This is a genomic window from Streptomyces thermodiastaticus (genome assembly GCF_014656135.1).
In the GTDB taxonomy this organism is placed as follows: Bacteria; Actinomycetota; Actinomycetes; order Streptomycetales; family Streptomycetaceae; genus Streptomyces; species Streptomyces thermodiastaticus.
Window position 1 is genome coordinate 55,329 of sequence record NZ_BNBV01000001.1, and the last position, 17,454, is coordinate 72,782.

At 73.3% G+C, this 17,454-nt stretch carries 14 protein-coding genes and 1 pseudogene; 3 read left to right on the forward strand and 12 right to left on the reverse strand.

What is annotated here, in order from left to right; all coding sequences use genetic code 11:
* Nucleotides 1–51: 51 nt before the first annotated feature.
* Together IE286_RS00270 and IE286_RS00275 are read right to left on the reverse strand one after the other, a co-directional pair.
* Entirely contained in the window at nucleotides 52–549 is a 498-nt protein-coding gene (locus IE286_RS00270; RefSeq protein WP_189794485.1) for a hypothetical protein, read from the reverse strand.
* Nucleotides 550–709: 160 nt separating this feature from the next.
* A complete protein-coding gene (locus tag IE286_RS00275) occupies nucleotides 710–1,588 on the reverse strand; it encodes an alpha/beta fold hydrolase (protein WP_189794486.1) in 879 nt (292 codons plus the stop codon).
* A gap of 212 nt (nucleotides 1,589–1,800) precedes the next feature.
* Between IE286_RS00275 and paaK the strand changes: the two genes are divergently transcribed.
* Nucleotides 1,801–3,093 carry a phenylacetate--CoA ligase PaaK gene (paaK, locus tag IE286_RS00280; protein WP_189794487.1) on the forward strand — a complete coding sequence of 431 codons (1,293 nt, stop codon included), beginning with the start codon at nucleotides 1,801–1,803 and terminating at the stop codon, nucleotides 3,091–3,093.
* Here paaK and IE286_RS00285 read toward each other — a convergent pair.
* Together IE286_RS00285 and IE286_RS00290 are read right to left on the reverse strand one after the other, a co-directional pair.
* Complete coding sequence (locus tag IE286_RS00285) at nucleotides 3,065–3,658, reverse strand: GNAT family N-acetyltransferase (protein ID WP_189794488.1); 594 nt, start codon at nucleotides 3,656–3,658, stop codon at nucleotides 3,065–3,067. The two genes, paaK and IE286_RS00285, sit on opposite strands and share 29 nt — an antisense overlap.
* 71 nt (nucleotides 3,659–3,729) lie before the next feature.
* Complete coding sequence (locus IE286_RS00290; protein ID WP_189794489.1) at nucleotides 3,730–5,232, reverse strand: acyl-CoA synthetase; 1,503 nt, start codon at nucleotides 5,230–5,232, stop codon at nucleotides 3,730–3,732.
* 258 nt (nucleotides 5,233–5,490) lie between these two features.
* Here IE286_RS00290 and IE286_RS00295 point away from each other — a divergent pair, with 258 nt between their 5' ends.
* A complete protein-coding gene (locus tag IE286_RS00295) occupies nucleotides 5,491–7,284 on the forward strand; it encodes a serine hydrolase domain-containing protein (protein ID WP_189794490.1) in 1,794 nt (597 codons plus the stop codon).
* A gap of 133 nt (nucleotides 7,285–7,417) precedes the next feature.
* Here the strand turns inward: IE286_RS00295 and IE286_RS00300 are convergent, their stop codons facing one another.
* Together IE286_RS00300 and IE286_RS26945 are read right to left on the reverse strand one after the other, a co-directional pair.
* On the reverse strand, nucleotides 7,418–7,600 hold the full coding sequence (locus tag IE286_RS00300) for a hypothetical protein (protein ID WP_229861887.1): 183 nt from the start codon (nucleotides 7,598–7,600) through the stop codon (nucleotides 7,418–7,420).
* Nucleotides 7,601–7,717: 117 nt separating this feature from the next.
* Nucleotides 7,718–8,842, reverse strand: coding sequence for a hypothetical protein (locus IE286_RS26945; RefSeq protein ID WP_229861888.1), 1,125 nt, complete (start codon nucleotides 8,840–8,842; stop codon nucleotides 7,718–7,720).
* Between the two features lie 298 nt (nucleotides 8,843–9,140).
* Here IE286_RS26945 and IE286_RS00310 point away from each other — a divergent pair, with 298 nt between their 5' ends.
* Nucleotides 9,141–9,533 (forward strand): peptidase inhibitor family I36 protein, encoded by a 393-nt coding sequence (locus tag IE286_RS00310; protein ID WP_189794798.1) that lies wholly within the window; start codon nucleotides 9,141–9,143, stop codon nucleotides 9,531–9,533.
* A gap of 177 nt (nucleotides 9,534–9,710) precedes the next feature.
* On the opposite strand, the gene IE286_RS00315 is transcribed toward IE286_RS00310, so the two are convergent.
* From IE286_RS00315 to IE286_RS00340, 6 genes and pseudogenes are all read right to left on the reverse strand, one after another.
* Complete coding sequence (locus IE286_RS00315) at nucleotides 9,711–9,902, reverse strand: DUF2795 domain-containing protein (RefSeq protein ID WP_189794491.1); 192 nt, start codon at nucleotides 9,900–9,902, stop codon at nucleotides 9,711–9,713.
* Nucleotides 9,903–10,047: 145 nt separating this feature from the next.
* Nucleotides 10,048–11,628: a phytoene desaturase family protein gene (locus tag IE286_RS00320; RefSeq protein WP_189794799.1), complete on the reverse strand. Its 1,581-nt coding sequence runs from the start codon at nucleotides 11,626–11,628 to the stop codon at nucleotides 10,048–10,050.
* Between the two features lie 60 nt (nucleotides 11,629–11,688).
* Nucleotides 11,689–13,877: pseudogene (locus tag IE286_RS00325) on the reverse strand (serine/threonine-protein kinase).
* A gap of 34 nt (nucleotides 13,878–13,911) precedes the next feature.
* Nucleotides 13,912–14,805 (reverse strand): oxygenase MpaB family protein, encoded by an 894-nt coding sequence (locus IE286_RS00330; RefSeq protein ID WP_189794800.1) that lies wholly within the window; start codon nucleotides 14,803–14,805, stop codon nucleotides 13,912–13,914.
* A gap of 219 nt (nucleotides 14,806–15,024) precedes the next feature.
* On the reverse strand, nucleotides 15,025–16,164 hold the full coding sequence (locus IE286_RS00335) for an FAD-dependent oxidoreductase (protein WP_189794492.1): 1,140 nt from the start codon (nucleotides 16,162–16,164) through the stop codon (nucleotides 15,025–15,027).
* A gap of 238 nt (nucleotides 16,165–16,402) precedes the next feature.
* Nucleotides 16,403–17,125 (reverse strand): TetR/AcrR family transcriptional regulator, encoded by a 723-nt coding sequence (locus IE286_RS00340; protein ID WP_189794493.1) that lies wholly within the window; start codon nucleotides 17,123–17,125, stop codon nucleotides 16,403–16,405.
* Nucleotides 17,126–17,454 lie beyond the last annotated feature (329 nt).

Here is a 17,454-nt window from a genome sequence, read left to right on the forward strand (position 1 = left end):
GACCGGCCCCTGTCCGGGCCGGCCCTCGTCGACAAGACGTGGCGGGCTGGCTCAGCCCTGCTGGAACAGTTCCGGGGGCAGCGGCTTGAGCAGGGCGTACAGGTCGTCGGTGATCGGGCGGTCCCAGGCGGCGATGGTGACCAGCACACCGTCGCTGCGGTCGAACTGCACGCAGGAGATCCGGCTCTCGGACAGCTTCAGCCGGCGCACGATCAGCAGGTTGTCGCCCTGGAGCACCGGAGTGTCCTCGGTGCCGACGACGGTGACCTCCTCGTCGTTCCCCAGGGCCAGCAGCAGCTGGGCCACCTCGAAGGGCACCTGGCCCTCGGCGACGTCACGGGCCGGGGAGCCCTCGGGCAGATTGCCGATGATCATCGCGGTGCCACGGCCGCCGAACAGGTCGTAGCGCAGGAACACGCCCTGGCAGGTGCCGTCGGGACCGGGCAGCAGACCGGCACCGAGATTGCCGGGCCAGTCGCCCGGGTCCATGGCCAGTACGTCGAAGTCGGGCCCGGCGGGGGTGGCACTGCGGCGACGGAGGAACGACATGCGGCCATGGTACGTGCCGCTCCCGGTCGCACGACGTCCGGGCGGCCCGCGACAGGGCCGCGCCCTCACCCCGACCGGACGGACACCCGCGAACCGGGCACGCCGCCCCTTCCCCGCGGCGCGTGGCCGGCCGGCTCAGGCTGTCTCCGTGCCCTTCCGCTCACTCCTCCGACGGCACGGCGGCGTCCTCGGACGGCACGGCAGCGTCCTCGAGGAAGGCGCCGACCTGCCGCGTGAACCGCTCCGGGTCGTCCAGCCACGGGTAGTGCCCCGCGCCGGGCTGCACCACGAACCGTGCGTACCCGAACGCTTCGGCCGTCCGGCGGGCCAGGGCGGGGCTGGGTCCGCCGTCCAGTGCGCCGGCCAGGACGAGGACCGGGGCGGCCAGACGGCGCAGCGCGGCGCGGGTGGCCGCCGGGTCGAAGGCGGCCTCGGTGAAGTAACGGGCGGCGGCCTCCTGGTTGGTCTGGCGTTCGGCGGCCTCGGCGTGGGCCCGGGCTGCCGCGTCCCAGCGGCCGTAGAAGAAGGGGTCGAGCGCCCGGCCGTAGCCGGCCGTGCCCGCCAGCCAGGCCACGAGCTTCGGGTACGCGGCGGCGAACCAGGGCTCGCCCCTGCGCAGCCGGGCCGCGGCCAGCCGGTCCCTGGGCGTCGCACGCAGCCCGAGCGGGCGCACCCCGGTGGTGATGAGCGCGAGCCGGGCCACGCGCCGGGGACGGCGGGCGGCGTAGAGCGCGGCGAGGCTGCCGCCCGCCGAGTGGCCGAGCAGGTCCACGCGCTCCAGGCCCAGGTGGGCGCGGAGCGCGTCCACGTCGTCGAGCTGCCGGTCGCAGCGGTACGTCGCCGGATCGGCGGGCCGGGCGGAGTCGCCGGTGCCGCGCAGATCGAGCAGGACCAGGCGGCGCTGCGCGGTGAGCCCGCCGAGGTCCCCCAGGTAGGCGGAGGCCCGCATCGGCCCTCCGGGCAGCACGACGAGCGGCTTTCCCTCGCCCCGCACGTGGTAGGCGAGCCGGGTTCCGTCGGGCGCGGTGAAGGTCGGCATGCGGGGATCCTGACGGCAGGACGGGAGATCCGCCAGGGGGCGGGCCGGGGAATCGGGCTGCTCGGCCGGGTACGTGTGCGGGAGATGTGCGGTGGATTTTTTTCGTGCCGCCCTCTTGCCTGCGGCCGGCCGGCCTGGATTACTGTCCCCCGGCAAGTGTCTACCGAATGATCGGTCGACCGGATTGTTGTGGTAGGTGAGGGAGAGTCCCGATGGGGGATGTGACGCAGCTTCTGGATCAGGGGGAACGGCTCGACCCGCAGGAGCTGCGGGCACTGCAGCTCGATCGGCTGCGGGCGACCCTGCGGCACGCGTACGAGAACGTGCCCTTCCACCGGGACGCCTTCGACCGGGCCGGTGTGCGCCCGGAGGACTGCCGCACCCTCGACGACCTGGCACGGTTCCCGTTCACCAGCAAGGCGGACCTGCGCGAGACCTATCCCTTCGGGATGTTCGCGGTGCCGCGTGAGCGCATCCGCCGCTTCCACGCCTCCAGCGGCACCACCGGCCGTCCCACGATCGTCGGCTACACCGACCGGGATCTGTCCCTGTGGGCGGACATGGTGGCCCGCTCGCTGCGGGCGGCCGGGGCCCGGCCCGGCGACGTGGTGCACGTGGCGTACGGCTACGGGTTGTTCACCGGCGGCCTGGGCGTCCACTACGGTGCCGAACGGCTGGGCTGCACGGTCGTTCCGGCCTCGGGAGGAATGACCGCGCGCCAGGTGCAGCTGATCCAGGATCTCCAGCCGCGGATCATCATGGTCACGCCGTCGTACATGCTCACGCTGCTCGACGAGTTCGAGCGGCAGGGTGTGGACCCCCGGTCCACCTCGCTGGAGGTGGGGGTGTTCGGGGCGGAGCCGTGGACGCAGGAGATGCGGCGGGAGATCGAGGAACGCTGCGGGATCGACGCCGTCGACATCTACGGCCTGTCGGAGGTGATCGGGCCCGGGGTGGCGCAGGAGTGCGTGGAGACCAAGGACGGCCTGCACATCTGGGAGGACCACTTCTACCCGGAGATCGTCGACCCGGTCACCGGGGAGGTGCTGCCGGACGGCGAGGAGGGCGAGCTGGTGTTCACCTCGCTCACCAAGGAGGCCATGCCGGTGATCCGCTACCGCACCCGGGACCTGACCCGGCTGCTGCCGGGCACGGCACGGGTCTTCCGGCGCATGGAGAAGGTCACCGGCCGCAGCGACGACATGGTGATCGTGCGCGGGGTGAACCTGTTCCCCACCCAGGTCGAGGAGATCGTGCTGCGCACCCCCGGTGTGGCCCCGCACTTCCAGTTGCGCCTCACCCGTGAGGGCCGCATGGACGCCCTCACGGTCCGTGCCGAGGCCCGCCCCGACGCCGACGCCGCGGCCCGCGAGGCCGCCGCCCATTCCATCGCCGTGGCGGTCAAGGAGGGCATCGGGGTCTCGGCCGGGGTGGAGATCGTCGAACCGGGCACGCTGGAACGGTCGGTCGGCAAGATCAAGCGGATAGTGGACCTGCGCTCGTGACCCGGGTGCGCACATGCAGATGGCCGTCGAGCGGATACTCCGGGGGCGCGGCGGGCAGGATCCCGGCCGGCTCGTAGGCGCACTTGGCGGCGACCCGGCAGGAGGCCGTGTTGTCGGCCTGGTGCACCAGCTCCAGGCGGGTCAGTCCCCGCGCGGCGAACGTGGCGAACGCCCAGTCGGTGAGCGCCGCCAGCGCTCTGGGCGCCACGCCCCGGCCGCGCGCCGCGGCCGTGGTCCAGTAGCCGACCTGCGCGGAGGGGCTGTCGGAGGCGAGGTTCTGCACCACGACGTGGCCCATGATCCGCTCCCCCGCCGGGCCGGCCTCCACGACCGCGAAGGCGAACCGGTCCCCCGCCTGCCGGTGCCGGCGCTGTTCCTCGATCCAGCGGGCCGCGCTTTCCTCATCGTCGATGCCCGCGCCCGCCCAGCGGCGCAGGGCGGCGTCCCGGTGCAGTGCGGCCAGCACGGCGGCGTCCTGCCCGCGCCACGGCCGCAGACGCAGCGACAACCCCGGCTCGTCCGCCGCGCCCGGGACAGGAAGACCGTCGTCAGGACTGTTGTTCATCGGCATGGGCTCCGTCCTACCGCATCAGGGGCTGTCCTGCCGCATCGCGGCCTGCCGGGTGCCCAGGGTGCTTATCGTGTGCCGTAGTGCTCGCGCAGCTGCCGTTTGAGGATCTTTCCGCTGGCGTTGCGCGGGAGTTCGGTGACGAGGTGCACTCGCTTCGGCGTCTTGAAGCCGGCGAGGTGTGCGCGGGCGTGGGCGATCAGCTCCTCCTCCGTGACCTCGCCGCGCGGGACGACGAACGCCGTCACGGCCTCGATCCACCGGTCGTCGGGCAGGCCGACCACCGCGGCCTCGGCGACCGCAGGGTGCGTGTAGAGGACGTCCTCGACCTGACGGGACGCCACCAGCACACCACCGGAGTTGATCACGTCCTTCACCCGGTCCACGACGGTGTGGTAGCCGTCCGCGTCGCGCACCGCGAGGTCCCCCGAGCGGAACCAGCCGTCACGGAAGGCCTCCGCCGTCTCCTCGGGTTTGTCCCAGTACCCTTCGCACAGCTGCGGGGAGCGGTAGACGATCTCGCCGGGTGTGCCGTCCGGCACGTCGTTGCCCTCGGCGTCCACCACCCGGGCCTCCACGAACAGTACCGGCCGGCCGCAGGAGTCGAGCCGTCCCTCGTGCTCGTCGGGGCCCAGGACCATGGCCAGGGGGCCGATCTCGCTCTGGCCGAAGCAGTTGTAGAAGGCCAGGTGCGGCAGGCGGGCGCGGAGCCGGTCAAGGACCGGGACCGGCATGATCGAGGCGCCGTAGTACGCCTTGCGCAGCCCGTCCAGGTTCCGCTCGGCGAAGTCGGGGCGGCCGGCCAGGCCGATCCACACCGTGGGCGGCGCGAACAGGCTGTCCACCCGGCCCGTCTCGATCAGGTCCAGGATCCGGCCGCCGTCGGGCGCGTCGAGGACGATGTTGACGGCTCCGACGGCGAGACAGGGCAGCAGGAACACGTGCATCTGCGCCGAGTGATAGAGCGGCAGGGCGTGCACGGGCCGGTCGTCGGCGTGCAGATCGAGGGCGGTGATGGCGCTGAGGTAGGCGTGCACCAGGGCGCGGTGCGTCATCATCGCGCCCTTGGGCAGCGCGGTGGTGCCCGAGGTGTACAGCAGCTGCACCAAGTCCTCGCTGCCCGGTTCGGGGCCGTCGTACGGTGGTGCGTCCGCCAGGCGGGCCGGCAGTGAGTCGTCCGTGTCACGCAGCGCCAACGCCGGTACGCCGGCGGGAAGGCGCGCGGCGAGGTCGGGGTCGGTGAGGACGAGCGCGCTGCCCGACTGGCCGAGGATGTACGCCAGGTCGTCGCCGGTGAGGTTCTGGTTGACCGGCACGTGCACCAGACCGGCGCGTGAGCAGGCCAGGAAGGCGATCAGATAGGCGTCGGAGTTGTGCCCGTAGGCGGCGACCCGGTCGCCCCGGGCGAGCCCCTGGTCCAGCAGGACACGCGCGGCGCGGGAGACGGCGTCGTCCAGCTCGGCGTACGTCCAGTGGCGGTCGCCGTACACGAGGGCGGTCCGGGCGGGGGTCCGCCGGGCACTGCGCCGCACAACCGCGTCGACCGTGCTGCTGCCGTGGCGAGGCGTCATGACCAAGGATCCTCGGGTCCAGGAGTACGCAGGTCAAGCGCTCGGCGCCGACGGACCCCCGCGGCACACCGGCGGGAGGACCGCCGATCGGCCCGTGCCGCGACCGAACCGGTTCGCCTGCCCGCCCCAGCCGACACACGGTCACATGCCATGTGGTGGCGCACCGTTGACAATATGACCATCCTGACGGAAAGTTTCACCACACCTCACACGCAGCGAAAGTTAATTTCAGACGGCGGTACGACGGGAGGACTCACCATGAGCGACGGCACGGCGGACAGAGACGAGGGCGGACTGACGCGCCGCCAACTGGGCCGCATGACCCTGGTGCTGGGCGGGGCCCTGGGTCTGGCGGCTGCCCTCCCCATGAGTCCGGCCGCGGCCTCACCCGCGCCGGCGGCCTCCCGGCCCACCCTGCGGTACGGCTCGCCCGAACGCGCCGGACTGCTCTCCGCTCCTCTGGACCAACTCGTCGCCGACGCCAAGGCGTTCCTCGGCCCGTCCCCCGAGCACCCCTGGTACGCCGGTGCCGTCCTGCTCGCCGGGCGCGGCGGCACGGTGGCCCTGCACGAGCCGATCGGCATGGCGGTGCGCTACTCCTCGTACGACGAGGCGACCGACACCGCCGTGGAGTTCCCGCGCGACCAGCAGATCCCGGCCACCCGGAACACCGTCTACGACCTCGCCTCCCTGTCGAAGCTGTTCACCTCGATCCTGGCCGTGCAGCAGATCGAGCGCGGGAAGCTGGAGCTGGAGGGAAAGGTCGCCCGCTGTCTGCCCGACTTCGGCCGGGCCGGCAAACAGGACGTGACGATCCGCCAGCTGCTCACGCACACCTCCGGTCTCCAGCCGGACCTGCCGCTGTACGACGCGCCGACGTACGAGCAGAAGCTGAAGATGATCTGGAACGAGCCGCCGCAGAACCCGCCGGGCACCGCGTACGTGTACTCGGACCTGAACATGATCACGCTTCAGCTGGTCCTGGAGAAGATCACCGGCCGCACGCTGGACGTGCTGCTGGCCGAGGAGATCGCCGGCCCGCTCGGTCTGCGCCGCACCCGGTACAACCCGCCCGCCTCCTGGAAGCCGTTCATCGCCGCCACCGAGTACGCGCGCAAGCCGTGGTCGGCGCTGGACCGGGGCCTGGTGTGGGGCGAGGTGCACGACGAGAACGCCTACAGCCTCAACGGGGTGGCCGGTCACGCGGGTGTGTTCTCCTGCGCCTGGGATCTGGCGGTGCTGGCCCGCACCCTGCTCAACGGCGGCGTCTACGGCAGGGCGCGCATCCTGCGGCCGGAGTCGGTGGAGCTGATGTTCACCGACTTCAACACCGACTTCCCCGGCGACAACCACGGTCTGGGCTTCGAGCTGTACCAGCACTGGTACATGGGCGCGATGGCCACCCCGCAGACCGCGGGCCACACCGGTTTCACCGGCACCTCGCTGGTCCTGGACCCGACCACGGACACCTTCCTGATCGTCCTCGGCAACTCCGTCCATCCCGTGCGCACGTGGCGTTCCGGGTCCGCGCCCCGGGTGGCCGCCGGCAACGACCTGGCGCGGGCCGTGGCGGTCCGCCCGGAGCAGGGCCGCACGGCGTGGTTCTCCGGGATGGCGAGCGACAGCACGGCCACACTCGCCCTGCCCGCGCTGGACACCTCCCGCGGCGGCGCGCACCTGCGCTGCTCCCTGTGGTGGGACACCGAACCCCAGTCGGACACCCTCGTCCTGGAGGCCAGCTCCGACGGCGGTACCACCTGGCAGCCGGTGCCGTTCACCACCACCCGCCGGGGCGAGCGCCCGCAGCGGCATCCGGAAGGCACCGCCACCGGGTTCTCCGGCCGGGTCTGGCACACGGTCGACGCCGCACTCCCGGCCGCCGGGAACCTGGTGGTGCGCTGGCGGTACACGACGGACCGGCTGTACGTGGGCCGCGGTGCCTACGTCGACGGTCAGCGCGTGGACTCCCGTGGCCGGGTCGTCTTCGACGAGGCCCGCCCGGGGGACGCCGCCCGGGTGACGGCCGACGGCTGGACGGCATCGGCGGACTAGGTGTGCTGTTCGGACAACGGTCCTCGGCCTGCGCGGGCCGCGGCGATCCGGCTGCCCGGCGGCGCACCGGTGTCCGGCCCGGGCAGCCGGATCCGCTCGGTTCCGCCTGGTTCCGCCCGGTCGTGCGCACGCCTCACTCGGTGTGCCGCCGGTTCCCCCGGCTGCCCCGGTCGTGCTCCTCGTCGTCCCGGCTGCCCCGGTGGCGCTCCGGCCGTCCGGTGAGCCCGGTCGCGAGGCGGTAGCCGACGGTGACCCGGCGGTAGTCCCGCCTTGCTTTCACCGTGCCGGGCAGGCCGGTGCGCTCGCTGCGGGACACCGACGCCCGCTCCCCGGTGCCGTGGAAACGGACGGCCGTGCGCGGCTCCTCTGCGAAGCGGAGCCGTTCCGCGCGGACCGTGGACCGGAACTCGATGTCGGGTTGCCGTCCGTGCGTTCAGGGCGGCTCGTCGCCATCCCGCACGGGCCTGCGTGCGGGCCGTGAGGGCTCCCGTGGTGTCCCGGCATCCCGTCTGCCCTCGGCACGCGGACGGCGGGGGCGGGCACCTCCCTGGCTCCGCTCACCGCGGCCGCGCTCACCGCCGGCGCTGCGCCGGGTGCCCCCGGTGGCTCTTCCGGCCGAGCCCTCGACGACGTCACCGGCGCTCCCGGCGACGTTCCCCGCCTCGCGCGCGACGTCCCCGACGGCCGCCTCGGCGCCGCCGCTCACCTCCTCGACGGCCGCTCCGACGTCTCCGGTGGCGCCCTCGACGCCCGCACCGGCGCCCTGGCCCACATCCTTCACCGCGCCACCGGCACCCCTGCCCACATCCTCGACTGCGGATCCGGCGCCCCTGCCCACATCCCCCACCGCCGACTCGGCGCCCCGCCCGACGTCCTCCACCGCCGACCCGGCGCCCCGCCCCACGTCCTCGACGGCCCGGCCCGCCCCCGTGCCGAGTTCGCCCACGGCCTGGCGGGCCCCGCCGCCGACGTCCTGGACGGCGGATCCGACCCCACGGGCCAGTTCCCGCAGGATCTCCGGGTTGCGGTCGAGCGTGGTGAGGACGCGGTTGATGATCGCGGCCACGTTGTCGAGGCGCACCGTGAGCCGGGCCTGGGCCTCCACGCCCGAGATGCCCAGGTGCACCCGGCCGAGCACGGCGTCGGCGCCCACGTTCAGTTTCAACAGGTCCAGCACCTCGGCCTGGAGGGAGACCCGCGCCCGCAGGTCCTCCACCTCCAGGTCGATCTCGTCGACCTTCAGCAGCGGAACGTCGAGGAAGACGTCGCAGGCCTCGCCGGCCGCGGCGCCTGCCGGATGCGGTGCTGGGCCGGCGGCCGGTGTGTCCTCGTCGTCGGCGGCACCGTCCTCGCTCCCGCCTGCCTTCGCTTGCGCCGCTCCCCCGTCGTCCTCGTCCGCGTACGCGCCGGGTGCGTCCTGCGGCGGTGCGGGCTCGTCGCCGTCCGGTGCCCGGGGCTCACCGGGCGCCCCGCGTACCCCCGTCCGTTCGGGTTCGGGTGCGTCGTCGTGCGGGCCGCGCGCCGTGACGTGAGTGTCGTTCTCGGTGTGGTCGTGCATGGCTGGGCCTCCGCGGGCTCGCCGGGCGTTTTGCCCCTTTCATGCCAGTATGGCGTACCCCCGTCGATCGCAGGCGTGGACCGGTGCGGACAGGCGCACGCGCAGGCGCGCGGACAGGAACCCGAACCACCGGCGCAATTCCCCTGCACGGGGGAATTACCTGCATTCTCCTGATGGGCGGCGCGGCGTTGTGGCGTCCTCGTGCTGAGGCCTCCAGCGAAGACCACTGCGTCCTCCCCGTCGGGCGCACCGGCTCGCCGGTGCCGTGGGGAGGGAAAGGAGATGTTCCATGCGTGGCATGAGTGCCATCCGCTCGTTCGCCGTTGCCTCCGTGGCCCTGGCCACGACGTTCGGCGCCGTACCGGCCGTGGGGGGGGCCCCGGCCGCCCCCACGGCCCCGGCCCGGACGGCGGCCGCCTACAACTGCACCCCGGGCTACTTCTGCATCTACAGCGGCTGGAAAGGCAGCGGGACCCGCTGCCAGTGGAAGCAGAAGCAGAAGGCCAACACCGCCGACGACTGCTCCTTCATCCGGCGGGGACAGAACGTCCGCTCGGTGTGGAACTCGACCGGCCACCGGGTGCAGTACTACAAGTCGACCAACTACAAGAACCGTGTCGGCTCCACCCCGGCCGGTGCGGGCGGCAACCTGATGGGGACCTATCAGATCCGGTCATTCAAGCCGCAGTGACGGGCCCAGGTGCGGTCCGTCCGGGCGGCACCGATCCACCGGCGTGCCTGCGCCGCGACCGGCCTTCGGCCGGCGTGACGAGCCGGTGCGCGCTGCACTCGCCGAGGGCGCTCACTCGGAGTGAGTCCGCCCTCGGCGAGTGCGGTCCGATACCGAGTCGGGGGCCGGTGCGGGACGTCACTCGTTGAAGACGGCCCGCTGCACCTCGTTGGGTCCGTCGAAGTGATCCTGCTTCAGGCTGTCCAGCTTGCTGACGATCTTGTCATTGGCCTTGTTCTGTCGGGCACGTTCGACCAGGTGTTTTTTGTCGGTCGGGTAGTCCATGCCGCTGAGTGCCTTCTGCAGGTCGATCGGGCTCAGCTCGGCCATGGGAACCTCCGTAGGGGTGAGACGGCCGCGGCGGGCGGCCGGGTGGTGTGCGTCCTGCCGTCGCTGAAGGCGGCTGTGCGACAGCCCGCACCGGACGGTGCGACGGCCCTCACCCAGTCGGAGTGCCCCTTGTCAGGGGAGGCATTCAGGCCGGCTGCGCCTCCAGCACCGCCATGGCCGCGTTGTGCCCCGGCACTCCGCTGACCCCGCCGCCGCGCACCGCGCCCGCACCGCACAGCAGCACATTCGCGTGCTGCGTCTCCACTCCCCAGCGGCCGGTGCCCTCCGTCGCGTACGGCCAGCTCAGCGGCCGGTGGAAGATGTTGCCGCCGGGCAGGCGCAGATCGCGCTCCAGGTCCAGTGGCGTCTTGGCCTCGATGCAGGGCCGGCCCTCGGCGTCCGTGGCGAGACAGTCGGCGAGCGGTTCGGCGAGGTGGGCGTCGAGCTGCGCGAGCGTCGACTTCAGCAGTTCCTCCCGTACCGCGTCGTTGTCCCGGGCGAAGAGCCGGGCCGGGGTGTGCAGGCCGAACAGGGTGAGCGTGTGGAAACCCCGGGCCGCCGGGCCGGGGCCGAGGATGCTCGGGTCGGTCAGGGAGTGGCAGTAGATCTCCGACGGCGGGGCGGAGGGCAGCTCACCGGCGGCGGCCTGGGCGTGGGCGACGGCCAGCTGCTCGTAACTCTCGGCGATGTGGAAGGTGCCGGCGAAGGCCTCGCGCGGGTCCACCGAGGTGTCGCGGAGCCGGGGCAGCCGGGTCAGCAGCATGTTCACCTTCAGCTGGGCGCCCTCGGCGGGCTCGGGCGGCGTCTCGCCGGTCAGGGCGGCCAGCTCCTTGGGTGAGGCGTTCACCAGGACGTGGCGGGCGCCGACCGTGGCGTCGCCGCCGTCGGGTGTCCGGTAGGCGACCTCGGCCTCGCGGCCGTCGGAGGACACCCGGACCACCTCGTGACCGGTGACGATCCGGGCGCCCGCCGCGCGTGCCGCGTCCGCGAGCGCATCGGTCAGCGCCCCCATGCCGCCGACCGGCACGTCCCAGGCCCCGGTACCGCCGCCGATCACGTGGTAGAGGAAGCAGCGGTTCTGCACCAGGGACGCGTCGTGGGCGTCGGCGAAGGTGCCGATCAGCGCGTCGGTGAGGACCACACCGCGCACCAGGTCGTCGGTGAAGAAGCGCTCGATCGCCACCCCGATCGGCTCCTCGAACAGCATGCGCCAGGCGTTTTCGTCGTCGATCCGGCGGCGCAGGTCCGCGCGGCTCGGCAGTGGTTCGGTGAGCGTGGGGAACACCCGGCGGGCGACCTGGCCGGTCATGCCGTAGAAGCGCCGCCAGGCCTCCCACTCGCGGTCGGAGCCGGTGAGCCGGGCGAAGGCGGCGCGGGTGCGTTCCTCGCCGCCGCCCACGAGCAGCCCGGTGGGCCGGCCGTCGCGTTCGGTGGGGGTGTAGGAGGAGATGCTCCGGGGGTGCAGCCGCAGATCGAGGCCGAGATCCTGGACGATCTTCCTCGGCAGCAGGCTGACCAGGTAGGAGTAGCGGGACAGCCGGGCGTCCACGCCGGGGAACGGGCGGGTGGACACGGCCGCGCCGCCGGTGTGCGCCAGCCGTTCCAGGACCAGCACCGACCGCCCGGCGCGGGCGAGGTAGGCGGCGGCGACCAGGCCGTTGTGGCCCCCACCGACGATGACGGCGTCGTAACGGTCTGTGCTGCCCGGTGCCTGGTGGGTGCGCATGGTTCTTGGTAGCACGGGGTGATCCCCGTCGGCCAGAGGGACGGCAGGGGCGGGCGGCACTCAGGGTGTCCGTGCTGCCTGCCGTCGTCGCAGCGCCTCCACCCGGCGGTGCGGTTCGTCGGCCTGGGTGGCGCGGCCGAGCTGTTTCAGGTTGTGGGCTCGTCCTCGCGGCTGGTGAGAGTGTCGGAGTGGCCGGGGCCGAGGAGTCGTTCGCGGGCGTCGGCGACCGCGCGGTACTCGGCGAGCGCCTCGTCCCAGCGGCCGAGCCAGCCCAGTGCCACCGCGACCTCCCGTCGGCTGACCAGGGTGTCCGGGTGCCGGGGGCCGAGGACCCGGACACGGATCGCGCACACCTCGCGGGACTCGGCCAGGGCGTCCTCCCAGCGGCCGAGCCGGCCGAGGTTGACGCCGAGGCCGTGACGGGCCCGCAGGGTCTCGGGGTGCTCGGGGCCGTGCACCCGGGCGCGGGCCTCGATCAGTTCGCGGTAGAGGGCGAGCGCCTCCTCGCAGCGGCCGAGCCGGCCCAGGCTGATGCCGGTCTCGTAGCGGGCGGCGAGGGTGTCCGGGTGGTCGGGGCCGAGGACACGGGCGCGGGCCTCGGCGACCTCGCGGTAGGTGTCGAGGGCCTCGGCCCAGCGGCCCAGCTGGCCGAGCGCGTAGGCGACTTCGTAGCGGGTGACCAGGGTGTCCGGGTGGTCGGGGCCGAGGACGCGGGCGCGAGCCTCGGCGACCTCGCAGGCCATGCGGTAGCAGTCCTCCGGCCGGCCGAGGCGGCAGAGGTTGAAGGCGAGGTTGTGCCGGCAGCGCAGGGTGTCGGGATGGTCGGCGCCCATGGTGCGCTCCCGGGCGGCGAGCACCGCCGTGTACACCTGGTGCGCGTCGACATGACGCCCCAGCTGCCCCAGGACGTACCCCATTTCCTGGCGGGCGGCGAGGGTCTCGGGATGGTCGGGCCCGAGGGTGCGGATCCGGGCCTGGGCCACGTGCTTGTACTCGCGCAGGGCGTCGGCCGGGCGTCCGGTGCGGCTGAGGGTGAAGGCCATCTGGTAGCGGGCGGCAAGGGTCTCGGGGTGGTCGGCGCCCAGCAGCCGGGCCCGCTCGGCGGTGACCGCGCGGAGCACCGTGCCGGCCTCGGCCCAGCGGCCCCGGCGTCCGAGGTCCAGGGCGGCACGATGCCGGTCGGCGAGGACCCGGAGCGTCTCCGCCGCCGGGGCATCCCGCCCACCGCCGTCCGGGTCCGTGCGTTCCTGGTCCCCGGCCGGCTCGGCGGCCATGTGCCGCGTCCACGACGGCAGCCGCACCGCGGCACGCCTGCCCGCCGGCGGTCCGCCCGTCGCACCGGGGCCGGGCCGTGCCGGGATCCGGTGCTCGGCGGGGGCCGCGGCCGTGGCGGCCGTGGCGGTGCGGGCGTCGGTCAGGCGGCGGGCCACTTCGCGGGCGTCGCCGGGGCGTTGCTCCGGCGACTTGGCGAGCAGGTCGAGGATGAGCTGTTCCAACGGGCCGGGGAGGTCGGTGCGGTGCCGGCGGAGCGGGGGCGGCGGGGTGTCGCGGTGGGCGAGCAGGACGGCCCAGGGGTCGTCCTGGTCGAACGGCGGTGTCCCGGTGGCGAGTTCGTACAGCACACAGCCCAGCGAGTACAGGTCGCTGCGCCGGTCGACCTCGTGACCGGCGATCTGCTCGGGCGACATGTAGTGCGGGGTGCCCATGGCGATGCCGGTGGCGGTGAGCCGGGTGGTGAAGCCGGTGTCCCGGCCGAGGCGGGCGATGCCGAAGTCGCAGATCTTCACCGTGCCGTCGGACAGGCGGACGATGTTCGCCGGTTTCAGGTCACGGTGGACGATGCCGCGACGGTGGGTGTAGTCGAGTGCGGCGGCGATCTGTTCGGCGATGTCGACGAGGTCCGCGACCGGCAGCGGACGGTGCCGGTTGTCCTGCATCAGCCGGCTCAGATCGCGGCCGTCGAGCAGCTCCATGACGAGATAGAGCACGCCGTCGCACTCACCGAAGTCGTGCACCACGGTGACCCCGCGGTGCTGGAGGGCGGCGGCCACCTGGGCCTCGCGCCGGAACCGTTCGCGCAGCAGGCGCGTGCCGGATCGGTCGTCGTCCGGGCCGAGCGGCTTGAGGCACTTCACCGCGACCTGCCGGCCCAGTGCCTCGTCCCGGGCCCGCCACACCTCCCCCATGCCGCCGCGCCCGATCGGCGCGAGCAGCCGGTAACGGCCCTGGATCAGCCGGATGTCCGCCATCGCACCGTTGCCCCCGTCACCGTGTGCCCCTCCCTCAGGCCACGCCGTCGGCCTGTCCGGCGGACCACCCCGGGGTGGTGTCCCGATGCCGGTCCGGTGCGCTCGGCGGGCCCTGGTCCAGTATGGCGGGATCGCGTCCGGCTTTGTACGGTGCGGGACGTGCCTCGGGCCCGAGCCTGGCCACCGCCCGCAGAATGTGCTTGGGCGGCAGTTGCCAGCGCAGACGTGCGGGAATGCGGCGCAGCACGGTGCCCGTGGCACGCAGGCGACGGGTGACCGCCTCCGGGTCTGGCGCCGGCCGTCCGTACAGCTCGTGGGCGTACGGAGGCAGAGCCGCGTAGGCCAGTTGCGCCACGCGCCGCCACAGAAGTTCGCGCGCCGGCACGAGCAACGGGTGGGCCGGCGGACGGAGCAGGAAGTCGTCCACCGCGCGGGCATCGGCTCCCGCGGCGAGGCGAGGACGTACCTCGGCGACACAGGCGGCGAGTTCGGCCCTGCTGCCGGGCACCCCGTCCGGGTCGAGGCCGACCAGGCGTGCGCTGGTGCGGTGTTCGGCGACATAGCGGTCGGCCTGGGCGTCGGTGAGCGGGAATCCGGACCGGCGCAGTACGTGCAGATAGGAGTCGATCTCGGCGCAGTGCACCCACAGCAGCAGCTCCGGGTCGTCGATCCGGTACCGTTCGCCGGTTGCCGGGTCGGTCGCGGTGAGCTTGCGGTGGATCCTGCGGACCCGCGCTCCGGCCTCCTCGGCGGCCCGGGTGGTGCCGTACGTGGTCGTGCCCACGAAGTTCGCGGTGCGCCGCAGGCGTCCCCAGGCGTCGTGCCGGAAGTCGGAGTTCTCCATCACGGCGCGCACCGCCCGCGGATGCAGGGCCTGCAGATACAGCGCCCGGATGCCGGCGATCCACATCATCGGGTCGCCGTGCATCTGCCAGGTCACCGATCCGGGTCCGAACAGACCGGGATCACCCGTGTGTGCCGTCTCCACGCGGGCAGGTTAAAGCCTGCCGTCCGGGTCGGACCAGAGCAGGGTCGGTCGCATGCGGCTGCGGTCCGCTGGGTGACGCGGCCCCGCCGGGGACGATCCCGGGGCCCGGCCGGGCCCCGGCGAGGGCCGTGTCGCGATCTGCCGCGCCGTCAAGGAACGTCAGGCCGCTGCGATGCGGGTGAAGAAGCCGACTGTCTCCTCCAGGCCCCGCTCGCCGAACATCGTCGCAAGGTGGGCGGCGGATTCCGCCGCGGATGCCTCGCCGCGCGGGAACAGCGCCTGCTCGTACGCGGCCAGCGCGGCTTCGGTGTCGCCGGGGTGGGCGGCGACGGCCAGGGCGAGTTCGGCGCCGTCGAGCAGGGCGAGGTTGGCGCCCTCGCCCGCGAAGGGAGACATCAGGTGGGCGGCGTCTCCGAGCAGTGTCACGCCCGGAACGCGGTCCCAGCGGTGCCCGACGGGCAGGGCGTGGATGCGGCGCGGGGTGATCGTGTCGGCGTCGGCGACCAGACCGCGCAGATCGTCGTCCCAGCCTTCGAAGCGGGCGAGGACCGCGGCCTTGGCGGTGTCCGGGTCGGTGAAGTCGATCGTGTCCAGCCAGTTCTCGTCGGTCTTCAGGGCGGTGTAGACATGCAGGCTGCCGTCGGTCTCCCGGTGCGCGAGGAAGCCGCGTTCGTGGCCGAGGGCCATGAGGGATCCGCCGCCGACCAGTGCGGCGCTGCGCGGGTGGCGGGCGTCGGCCTCGAACAGGTCGGTCTCGACGAAGGAGATGCCGGTGTAGGCGGGTTTGGCGTCCGAGAGCAGCGGCCTGATGCGCGACCAGGCTCCGTCGGCGCCGATCAGCAGGCCGGTGGTGACGGCCGAGCCGTCGTCGAACGTCACCTCGTGCCGCCCGTCGCCCAGCGGCCGGGCGCCGGTGACCTTCCGTCCCCAGCGGACCGTGCCGTCGGGCAGGGAGTTCAGGAGCAGGCCGCGCAGGTCCCCGCGGTCCACTTCCGGCCGGCCGCCGGAGCCGTCGTCCGGGATCGTCAGGTGCACGGTGCCGTCGGCGCCTAGCAGGCGCAGAGCCTGTCCTCCCTCGTGGACGAGCGCGCGGAACTCGTCGTGGAGTCCGGCGGCGCGCAGGGCCTGCTGTCCGCTTACCTCGTGGATGTCGAGCATGCCGCCCTGGGAGCGCGCCGTCGCCGACGCCTCCCGTTCGAAAACCGCCGGCTGGATGCCGTGGACGTGCAGGACGCGCGCGGCGGTCAGGCCGCCCAGGCCCGCTCCGATGATCGCGACAGGGACGTGTGCGGTGCTCATGAAGGTCTCCAGGGTGCTCTGGGTTGCGGTGCGGATGGGTCGGGGCCGTGCGCCGGAGGGGCCGGCGGGTACGGCTGAAGGTTGGTGACGGAGCAGCGGCACCCCCTGGGCGCGGCCTGGACAGCCACGTCGGGGGGGCGCCCCACCACGGTAGACGAACATGTTCGTCACGAACAAGTTCGTCCAAGGAGACGGAGACGGGACGAGGCCGGCCGCCGCCCACGATCGGCGGAAGCGGTCAGTCCCGCGCGCCGGGGACGGGCGTCCGTGTGATGCCGTTGACCAGAACGTCGAAGCTCCAGCGCATCCGGTCCTCGACCGAGCCGTCGATCAGGGCGGGCATATGGGCGTTGATCGCGGGATGCGTGGCCTCGTCCACCGCGTGCAGGGCGCGGACGGCGGCGTTCCAGTCGTCCTGGAAGCCGGGGTCCTGCTGCTGCGTGGCGTGCTCGGCGGCTGTGGCCGTCGCGTCCTGCAGAAGTTTGTCCACTCCCCAGGCGACCTGCTCACGGCCGGCCCCGCTGCACGCGAGGAGTCCGAGGATGCGCTCCACCAGCCGCAGGTAGTTCTCGCCGCTCGGGCGGGCGACGAGCGCGGACCGGGCGAGCTGGGGGTGCGCGAACAGCACCTGGGTGTACGAGGCCAGTACGGCGCGCAGCTGCCCGCGCCAGTCGTCACCGCCACCCCGCCCGGTCAGGTCGACCTCGCCGAGCAGGGCGTCCAGCACGGCCGCGTGCAGCTCGGCGGTGTTGGCCACGTAGACGTAGAGCGAGGCCGGACCGGTGTCCAGCTCCTTCGCCAGGCGGCGCATCGTGACCTTGTCCAGTCCCTCGGCACGCATGATCCGCACGGCGGTGTCCACGATCAGACGCCGGGACAGGGCGGGCTTCGCCGGGCGCTCCCGGCGGCTGATCGGCTCTCGGCGGGGGCTCCGGCCGTTCGGCTCCTTCTGAGGGCTCATGCCGACGATCGTAACGACCTGCGACGAACGTGTTCGTGCGATCGCGGAGGCAGGCTCGCACCCCTTCGGGTGCAGCGTGCGGGACACGCAGCGGGAGCCCCGTGTGAGCGGCGACACACCGCCACGGGGCTTCCGGTCCGGCGGGCGGAGGCGTACGTTCCGTTTCACCCCGCGAGCGCGCCCACGAGCGCCGGTCCGCTGATCCTGGGCAGTGGGCCACGCGGGGGCCAGACGCGACCGTCGCCGGACCGTCGTCCGGCCGGCGGGACACCCGGTGAGCAGGGACACGGGCGGAGGCGGGAGCAGCGCCCGGCCGGCCATCGCCCCGA